This window comes from Nocardia sp. NPDC049526 (genome assembly GCF_044465765.1).
Lineage (GTDB): Bacteria > Actinomycetota > Actinomycetes > Mycobacteriales > Mycobacteriaceae > Nocardia.
The window spans coordinates 42,110-51,948 of record NZ_JBITMA010000029.1; the positions used below are offsets into that span (position 1 = coordinate 42,110).

At 63.7% G+C, this 9,839-nt stretch carries 7 protein-coding genes and 1 pseudogene; all 8 read left to right on the top strand.

What is annotated here, in order from left to right; translation table 11 throughout:
* Positions 1-100: 100 nt before the first annotated feature.
* On the top strand, positions 101-1,252 hold the full coding sequence (locus tag ACIBW7_RS42375; protein ID WP_397056687.1) for a GAF domain-containing protein: 1,152 nt from the start codon (positions 101-103) through the stop codon (positions 1,250-1,252).
* Positions 1,253-1,329: 77 nt separating this feature from the next.
* Complete coding sequence (locus ACIBW7_RS42380; protein ID WP_397056699.1) at positions 1,330-2,370, top strand: conjugal transfer protein; 1,041 nt, start codon at positions 1,330-1,332, stop codon at positions 2,368-2,370.
* Positions 2,371-2,388: 18 nt separating this feature from the next.
* On the top strand, positions 2,389-2,649 hold the full coding sequence (locus tag ACIBW7_RS42385) for a hypothetical protein (RefSeq protein WP_397056689.1): 261 nt from the start codon (positions 2,389-2,391) through the stop codon (positions 2,647-2,649).
* Entirely contained in the window at positions 2,646-3,176 is a 531-nt protein-coding gene (locus tag ACIBW7_RS42390) for a hypothetical protein (protein WP_397056691.1), read from the top strand. The genes ACIBW7_RS42385 and ACIBW7_RS42390 overlap by 4 nt, the downstream gene beginning before the upstream one ends.
* Positions 3,177-5,705 carry an ATP-binding protein gene (locus tag ACIBW7_RS42395; RefSeq protein WP_397056693.1) on the top strand — a complete coding sequence of 843 codons (2,529 nt, stop codon included), beginning with the start codon at positions 3,177-3,179 and terminating at the stop codon, positions 5,703-5,705. It begins immediately after the preceding gene.
* A 32-nt stretch (positions 5,706-5,737) separates the two neighbouring features.
* Positions 5,738-8,260, top strand: a complete 2,523-nt coding sequence (locus ACIBW7_RS42400) for a hypothetical protein (RefSeq protein WP_397056695.1) — start codon at positions 5,738-5,740, stop codon at positions 8,258-8,260.
* Positions 8,261-8,311: 51 nt separating this feature from the next.
* A complete protein-coding gene (locus tag ACIBW7_RS42405) occupies positions 8,312-9,220 on the top strand; it encodes a hypothetical protein (RefSeq protein ID WP_397056697.1) in 909 nt (302 codons plus the stop codon).
* A pseudogene (locus ACIBW7_RS42410) lies at positions 9,217-9,839 on the top strand (hypothetical protein); the annotation flags it as partial. The gene ACIBW7_RS42405 and the pseudogene ACIBW7_RS42410, both read left to right, overlap by 4 nt.

Below are 9,839 nucleotides of genomic sequence, written 5' to 3' on the forward strand. Positions count from 1 at the left end.
GACATCCGCAAACCTGTTGAACGAGCCGTTATATAGCGGTACATTATCCGTGTCACACACAGGTGGCGGCTTCCGACGAACGGTTGGTACGGGCAGTGCGATGGCAAGTGGCGCAGTAAATCCTTGGATAACGATCGAGACGTTGACGCCCGAGGCGATGTCGGTGGCATCGGTCGGAGACGCACCGCGCGGATTCGCCGACTGGCAGCGTGTGCTGCAGCGGCTGATGACGCGGACACCCGCGCTCTACGACAGCCTCAAAACCCGGAGCCTGATCGATGCGATCCGGGCGGCGCGCGACGAGGCCGAGAATGTCGATCTGACCCTCGCGACCGGTTCGGGGCCGCACGCGTTGCGGATACGGCCGGTGTTCGGGCCAGGTGGCGATGTGCACGCCGTGCGTTTGTGGATGGGCTCCGCCGCCGCGACCTGTCCGGAACTACCGCCCGCGGTGGGGGCGATCTGGGACCTCGATACCCAGACCATTCAGCAGCCGATCGGTGCTACCCGGCTGACGGGGAACTCGGCCGAGCAGCATGTGCCGGTTATGTCGATCGCGGAGTTGTTCCATCGGATCTCGGCCTTCAATCGGCATGCCGAGGTCCTGGATCTGCTCTACAGTCCGAAGGCCGGTGACAAGCTCCAATTCGAGGTCACGGTGACCGATGGTCCAGAGCGACCGGGGCGGTGGCGGATCAGTATCCGGGCCCGCGCCGACGCTCGCACGCACGGCGCGTGGTTGTTGATCGAAGATGTCACCTCGGATAATGAGCTCTCGGAGTGGCCGACCCTGGAACGCGTCGGATTGCGCGAAGCCCACCGGCGGGCCGGAACCCACCTCGCGATCGTCCAGACCGAGCGCGCCAGTATCTCGCATTGGCTCACGGATCCGGCGCCCTGGATCCGATGGGACTATCTGTTCCGGCCGGTGGACGTCTTCCATCCGGATGACCGCGTCCGTTTGATGGCGTTGAGCGATCGACTGCAGTCCGGCGATACCGCGGGTGTCACGGTGCGAGCCCTCAACTACGGCGGCGGTTACACGCCGACGTCGCTGCTGCTTTATCCGTATCCGGGCTATCCGAGTCGGCAACTCGCGATCGCCCAGCTGGTGCGCGTCGCCGATGACATGCCGATGCTGGAATCCGGGCGCAACGCACTGGAAACCCCGCAGGGGCAGGCGCCGATCGGGTACGACGATCAGCTGCAGTATCGGCTCGCGCATCGCTTGAAACGTAGTCCTGTGTACTGACGGGCTGTCCCCAATGTTGGGAACGATGGCGAGGGCTGGAAATGATGGTGCTCTCTACCATTTCGGGAGTGCGGACAATGGTTGGCAGATCGACGGATTCGGGCGATGAATTACTTCGCCGAATGGTCGCACGCCGCCGCCGCGACAATGTGATCGTTGCCGTTCTCGCGGTGCTGGCCGTGCTCGGTGGCGGTCACGCGATCCTCGATTTTTTCGCCTCGGACCCGCCGCCTCCATCCGACAGTGCGACGCCCGCGACCATCGGCCGCGCACAATTGGCTGGCTCCTTCGCTCAGCAGTTCATCGTGACCTACCTGAGTTCGGTTGCCGGACAACAGGATCGGCTCGGCGAATACGTCGGATCCAGTGCGCAGCAGATCACGCTGCCCTCGACGGCCCGCCAGGTATCCGATCCTGCCGTGGTGTATGTATCGCGCGTGGGGAGCTTCGACACACTCGAGGTCTGGTCGGTGACCGTATCGGTCAAGGTGGGCAAATCCGCTTCGACCGCCAGCAGCGCTACCGGCACCAGCGCCAACAGCAGCAACACCAGCGCGGACACCCGGCAGTTCTATCGGGTCGGGATATCGGTTCTCAACGGTCGGCTGCGAGCACTCGCACTGCCCGCTCTGGTCGAGCCGCCCAGCCGGGGCGCTGATCTGGCCCAGGCATACTCCTCGCCGTGTACGGCGGATACGCCGCTCTCTCAAGTGGCTTCGGGCTTTCTGACCACCTATCTGACGGGTAATGGTGATGTAGGTCGCTACATCACCTTGGACGCGGGCATCGCCGCACTACGCCCGGCCCCGTTCACCGCCGTGGAGACCGTCGCGGTCACCTCGGACGACAACAGTTGTGGTACCTCGCGTTCGAGCGCGCAGGTGCTCGTCACCGTCAATCCCAAGGCCGACGGCGGGGCGGTCGCGACGCTCGCCTATCCGCTGACCATGGTCCGCGATGGTGGCCAATGGCAGGTGCAGTCGGTCGATGCGGTACCCGCGATGACCAACCCGCCTGCCGTGATCGCAGACCAGCAGAACTCGCGCGCAAGTGCGCCAAGCTCGACGACGTCGCTGCCGTCGACGACGGTGCAGATTCCGCGGGCTACCCAGAACTGATACGAAAGAGGCACGGCCATGGGTAATTTGAGCGCCATCCTGTACAACATCCTGATCTTCGTCCGCTGGGCGGGCCTGATCTTGATCACCATCTTGAGCATGGCTGTGCTGATATCCGAGGCGGCCAAATCCAAGCTGTCGCCCGCGAAAATCCTCGCCGTCACCGGATCGGCGCTGCTGGCCGCGGTCCTGTTCTGGATACTCCCGACACTGGTCAACTACGCGCGCACCGACTCCGGCATCGTGGTCCCCGATCACCCCATCGGTGGCTATCGATGAGTCAGCAGGTGATCAAGGTCTTCACACCGATCAAGCGGGTTCCCACCATGATCGGCAAGGCCCAGAACGGGCAGAAACTGCCTTTCGGGCCGTACACCTTGCCCCAGGTCGCGGGCGCGGTGGTGTTGATGCTGATCACCTCGGTATGCGCGATGGTATTTCCGGTCAATCCGGCGGTCACTTTCCTGGTGGGGCTGGTGCTGACGATCGGGGTGGTCTTCGCAATCGGGCTGGTGCCATACACCGGTGTTCGGATGATTTCTCGGGCGCTGTGGGTGGGTCGGCTCATCGTATTTCGCAAGCCGGTGTCCGCATCAGGTATGCCGGTCAACGCCGATTCGGCGCGTCACACCATGTTCATCGAAGAGTCCGTCGTCCTGGTCTTGCCGGATAGTCCGACGAAGGCAGTGGAGAGCGCGAAACCCGATTTCCGATTGGTCGATGTGATCGGTGTCGGCGGCAGCGGGGCGGATCTGCGCAACTGGATCAACGGCAACGGTGGCCCAGCATCGGAAGGGAGCCGCTGAATGGCGTTCGGACGAGATCTACAGCCCACCGCCGCGATTCGCGGAAATCTGCAGTTCACCCATTCGGGTTTGGTCACCGCGACCTATTTCATCAATCCGCTCGGCTACGGGTTGCGCAAGGCGGGCGACAAGCACGACGTGAAGCTGGCCCACCAGGCTTTGATCAACAGCTTGCCCAGCGGTTCGTTGCTGCTCGGCATCCAGGCGCGGCTGAACACGATCGACGTGCTGACCAAGATGGTGGAGGGCGTCGATCTCGACGAATGTGAGGATTACGCCGACGAGGTGGTCGCCTCGTACGAGCGAGTCCGCGCGATCTCACCGCAGACCCGGATCTTCCTGCTGACAATTCCGGTCGGCACGGCGAACTCCGGTATTTCGGCGCTGTCGCGTATGTGGCGTGGCAGCACCACCACGATCGACGCGACCGCCATCTCCCGCGCGGATCTGGATGCCTACGACGACAAGGCGAACGAGATTCTGTCCCGGATCGGCGGGGATTTCGATCCGGTACCGGTGCCCGCCGCGCTATTCCAGTGGCTGTGGGAGCACTACCTGTCGCGTGGCGCGGCGGGTGATCCGGTGGCCCCGACTCGGGTCGGCGCATTGGACGACGCCACAGCGGCCGTGTTCTCCTCGGCGGCGCTCGACGAGGGCGCCCAGGCCGACAGCAACCGGCGGATACGGCCTTCGTTCGTCCCGGTGATCAAGGTTGTGCAGCCGGATTACGAGTATCGCCCGTCCTATCAGGCCATGCTCACCCCACATTCGTTCCCGTACGCGGGCATGCGATTTCCCGGCGGCAGCGAATTCCTGAATGTGCTGGAGGGCCTCGGCGACGTCACGGTCGACTGGGGGATGCGGGTGTCGACCAAGCCCGCGGACCAGGTACTCAAGAACAACGAACTGAGCCTGCGCCGACTCGGTGAGCAGATGGATCAGCGCGACCAGGAGGTGTCGTTCGCGCAGAACACACTGACCTCGAAGGCACAGATGTTGGGTGAATACAACCAGCATTTCGAGGTCAACGGCGGTGAGTCGGAGGTGTCCTTCACAACCGTCATCGCCATCGGTGGGCCCTCGCGCGATGTCACGATGGACGCGGTCAATATGCTGAAGCGCCGCTACAAGCGATTCCAGGTCGATATGACCGCCCCGCTCGGCACCCAGGTCGATCTGTGGTCGATGCTGGTGCCCGGCAGTCCGCCGCGGCGCGCTTTCGACGATTTTGCGCATATTGTGCCGTCGGATATGTGGGCCGGTTTCGTTCCGTTCATTACCAGCCAGATCGGCGACGACAGCGGTCCGGTGATCGGGATCAATCTTTTATCCGGCCAATACGAGCCGATCCACTTCGGCATCATGGAAGCCGCGCTGCACGATCTATCCGCTTCGTTCGCGGTCACCGGTGAACTCGGGTCGGGCAAATCCTATTTTCTGAAGCTCATGGCGGTGCTCGTACACGATATGGGCGGGCAATTCCTGGCCATCGACCGCAGTCAGGTCGGGGAATGGGCGCATTTCGCCGCCGCGATCGATAATGCCGTTGTCATCGATTTGGCGAATCCGACGGTGTCCTTGGACCCGTTGCGCATGTTCGAACCCAGGATCGCCGGCGAGCGCGCGCTCGACTCGATCCTGCCACTGCTGGATCTGTCGCCGACTTCCGGCGCGGGTGCCGCCGCGAGCAATCTGCTGACGGCGCGGGGCATTGCCGAACACGGCATCCGGAGCCTGCTCGATCTGTTCCATGTCGTGCGACGACTGCGTGATCAGCCCGGCAATCAGGAGGAATACGCCGACCTGGCCGCGCGCCTGGGGACGATTGTCGAGCGGGTGCCGGTCCTGTTCGACCCGTCGCTGAAACCCTTGCGGCTCAATGCCGCCGCCACGGTCATTCGCAGTCACCAGCTGGCGCTGCCGACCGCGGAAGAGCTCACCACCCCGCATCTGTACAACCGATTGCCGCTGACGAAACGGCTCGGAACAGCGCTGTACGAACTCGTCGGTGTGGCCGCCCGGGAAGCATTCCTCACCGATAACGGTCGATTCGGGCTGCTGGTAGGCGATGAGGCGCACCATTTCACGCAGACCCAGGTCGGATCCGCGGTCACCTCGGACTTCAGCCGAGACGGTCGTAAGCATCTGGCGGCGATCGGGTTGGCCTCGCACGATCCGGCTACCGACTTCCAGGGCGCGGCACACAATCTCATTCCGAACCGGTTCGTTTTCCGTCAGCGTGATGAGACCTTGGCGCGCAACAGTTTGGAATGGCTCGGCGTCGATTTGGAGGAAGCGCCCTTTCTACTGCAGGTATTGCGGGAGGAGACCTCCCCGCCGGTCAGTGCCGGCCGTCAAGTGCCCGAGGAACGCCGCGGTGAGATGTTCATGCGTGACGCGCTGAACCGGATCGGCCGCGGCAAGGTGCTCGGACCGGCCCGTATCGATCGAGCCACGGCGATTACCAGCACGCCGACTTCCGGCGGGGCCGCGCGCACCGCGACTCCGGAGAGACAGGCAGTCCGGTGAGATTCGGTACCGGTCGCGGTGATCAACGAGGATTGTCCGACTTCGGAACGGCGGAAGAATCGGAGCTGTTCGATCCCGTTCGATGGCGACCGTCGGCACTGTTCCGGCGATGTCGCAAGTGGATCGGCGCGACGCGCCGTCGGCGCTGGACCACGTGGGCAATTATCGCTCTTGTCGTGCTGTTCCTCTGCCCGGGCATCATGGCGGTGCTGGCCACGGCCGAAACCAGCACGGGGACCGTGTCCGCACCTAATAGTGCGCTGAGCTGGATGCGCGTCAAAGATTCGTCGGGTGTGGAACTTTCGAGCTACCTGTTCGCCACCAATCGCGGCGGTGTGCTGAACCCGGGAAATCTCGTGATGTCGTTCCTGATCATCGTGCTGTTCGCCATCTGGCTCGTCATCACGGTCACCGCGATCTGGCTGCCCACCGATACCCTGGACTTCGGGTGGCTGACCGTCGTCAGTAAACCGCTGGAGGGCGTGGCCCACAGTCTGTCGGGGCAGATCGCGACACCGATCATGCTGGTGACTTTTGTGGCGATCGGCGGGATTCCCGTGGGCGTGTTCATCGTGCGCGGCTATTTCTCCAAGGCCTCGATGCAGGTCGTGATGATGGTGGGGGTGGCGATACTCGGGCCGCTGTTCTTGGCCGAGCCGCTGGCTGAGGTGCTGGCGCCGGACGGACTGCTGGCGCAGGGGCGGAATCTGGGTATCTCGGTGGCGGCCGGTTTGAACGGCAATAGCAATCCGAATCCGAACCAGTTGATCCAGACGATGCAGGCGGACATGGCGGACAATTTCGCCCGAAGTCCGTTGCAGGTGTGGAACTTCGGGCATGTAGTCGACGACCGGGCGTCCTGCCGGGCGGCGTGGTCGGCCGGTGTCATGGCCGGTGACGAGGACCGGGTCAAGAACGGGATGAAGTCGTGCGGGGACAGCGCCGCCTATTCGGCAGCCGATAACCCGAGCGTCGGTCAAATTGGCGCCGGAATTCTGCTGCTGCTGTCCGGTACGGTGCTATTGCTTTTCGGCGCATACCTGGCCATCAAGGTCATCTGGGCCGCGCTCGATTCGATCTACTACGGATTCATGACGATATTCGGATTCGCCGCGGGCGGATTCGTGTACGGGCCGACGCAGACATTCACCATTCGGTGTGTCGTACACGGATTCGTGTCGGCCGCGCGCATGGCCGTGTTCGTCATATTTCTCGGCGTCTATGAGCTGTTTCTCGGCGATCTGTTCCAGCAGGCGCGCGGCCAGGTCATGTCCGTGTTCGTCATCGTGGCGATCGTGGAAATCGTCGCGATCTTCCAGTTGAAGCGTCTCAATGCGGGTCTGGAGAAGGGCAACGACTGGATTGCCAACCGTTTTGCGCTGGCCATTCAGAACGGTGGCGCCAGAGCTGGCTCGGGCGGTGGTGGCGGTGGCGCGACGGCCTTGGGTATGGGGCAATTCGGCACGAGCCACAAGATGGGGGGTATGGGGTTGATGGCCATGATGGGTGGCGCGAGCACGCTTGCCAACTCGCCGTTGACCGAATGGATGATGATGGGGCTGCCCGGATCGTTCCATCCGCAATCCAGGCTGAAGAAGGCGATTACGGAAGCGCAGGGAGGTGTGTGGGCCGAGGACGGGCGGTTCGGTGGGCGATTCGGCTGGTATTCGCAGTCTTACATGAACCGCGAACTCTTTGCGGCTAATGCTGGCGCGGAAGCTGGAGCATACGGCGGTTTGGACTCGTTCCTGGGCAATGCCGCAGCGGTGCAAGGTGTTATCGACGTCGGTGGCACTGCGGCTGATGCGTACGGGGCTATGCTCGGTTCCGGTGCACGAAATGAGGAAAGGGCGCGACTCGCGGCACGTTCGCGTGCGACCATCGCCGGGGCTGCTGCCAACGAACCACTTCAGGATCGCGACCTGGCGTTCTTGGCTGCCGCATTGCGGCACACCCAGAATTCGGCACGCCTGCTGATCAATGGCAACGGCACTGCCGAGGAGGTCGCGGCCAATATGGGGACCCTGCAGCAGGCGGCCCGGGAGTTCCGCCGAGTCAGGGCGGGCGGCGTTACTCTGGCCGATAACGTCGATCCGCATTTATCGCATGTGAATTACGTCGAGGAGTACATGAATAATGGCCGTGCCCGTCACGCTAACTATGATCCTGATGCGGCGCGAGCGAAAATGGAGGCGCTCAATGATGTGATAAACAACGGTGCCTCCGGATATGTCCGTGGCAGCGGGACCGCCGAAAGGGACAGGCTGTTCGATGCCGGTGTCGATGAGACGACGGCGGATCGTATGAAGCAGTGGGTTATGAACGAGCACGCGAAGGACGCGCAGAGGGCCACCGAACGGCTGATTGGTAACGTGGCTGATCCAGAGGCAATTCGTGATCTCCGGGATACGGTCTACCAGGCTGTTCGAACAGAACATTTGGCCGCGGGTCGTACCGGCGATCTGTCGAATACGGTGACGCCACGCGGAACAAATCCGAATCATCCTAGCTGGGTAAGGACAATGAGTCAGGTCGATCGGCTGCTGCGGAATTAGGTCTACACCTCGGAAAGGTAAAGTCGCTCGTCCTGTGCGGAGAGGTATTCGATGATCGGTCGGCTCATGTTCCTCGCCATGGTTCCCGCCTGGGCGTGGTTGTTGCTGGCGGCGGTGTCCGGACTGGGCACGCTTCTCGTCATCATGGTGCTCGTGGTCGGCGGGACGACATCGGCCATCTCAGCCGACCTGCACTATCAGTGCGACAGTGCGGTGGGTCCCGACCCGTCGCTGACCGAGACCTCCACCCCCCGCACGACCGCTGTCTCCAGTTCGGGGGCGGCCGCTGCGCCCTCGACCGCACCTACCGCCAACCCCTACGCGGAATTGACTGTGGCACCGGATGATACGACCGCCTCTGATTGGCAGCGCGCCTGCGCGAGCGCGATCCACACGGCGCCGTATCAACTGCCGCCGCTGCAGACGACCATGAGCGGATTGCTCGGCGACTGTGCCCGCGAATTGGCCGTCAATCACGCACTGAAAGCTTCGGCAGGAAGTGCCGACGGTGCGTCGAGTGGCCCCTCGAGTGCGGCAGGGCTGACGCGGGATGTGATCTATCAGGCCTCGGCCGCCGCGATGACCGGGCATTGCGATCCGACGGCGCAGCCACCCGACGATACCGAACCCGTGACACCGCCCGCGAGGGGTACATCGTCGCAGCCGGGATCGGCGGCGGTCGCGTGCGGGCAATCGTCGAGTATCGGGAAGGCGGTGATCGTGCTTCCGAAAAGCGTTGCGGCCCAGGCCGCGTGTGGACAGCGGGTCGATTCCGCCGCGGTGTCGGCGGGTGATCTGGTCTTCTGGGATTACCGCAGCAACGCTCCCACCCGGACCGGAATCGCCCTCGGCGCAACACAAGTCATGACTTATGATCCCTATTCCGGCCGGTTCGTCGAGCAGTCGATGCCGACCGGCCGTGATGTCCGCATCAAGCGAGTGCTGGGGGGTGGGTCGTGACCAGTGCGGAGGTGTGGCCTGCGGATTACCAGGTCGAAGTGGTCGACGAGCCGACCGAAGGTACTGGGGGAGAGGCGGATTCGCAATCCGGTTCGGTGACGCCGTGGTCGGGTAAGGAAGAGCGCAAGGAAAAACCGCGCGTGGGTACCGGTCCGGTGAATCCGGGATCCGGTACGCCGCCGGGGCAGAACGGTTCATCACCGGCACCGGGGCAGAACGGTGCGCCCGCGACGCCGCAGGGGCAAGCGGCGCAGGGCGGTTCTGCTCCGGGTTCTGCTGTTGTGCCGCAGGGGAATGTTGTTGCGCCGCCGGGTCAGTCGGCGGGGCAGCCGCCTGCTGCGCAACCGGCGCCGCAGGGGCAGGCGGCGCCTGCGGAGGCTGCGCCGTTGGTGGATCCGGATACGGTGGCGGCGTTGGCGCCTGCCGCGCTCTCGGCTGGGGCGATGGCGTTGGGTGTGTTGCCGATGCTGGCCTCGGCGTTGGCCGGTTTGGGCAGTGGTGGCGGCAGTGGCAGCGGCACGGGCACCGGTACTGGTACCGGTTCTGATGGTGCGGACGCGGATGGGTCCGGGGGTGGGTTGTCGCCGGAGGCGCAGAAGGCGTTGCAGGCGTTGAAGTT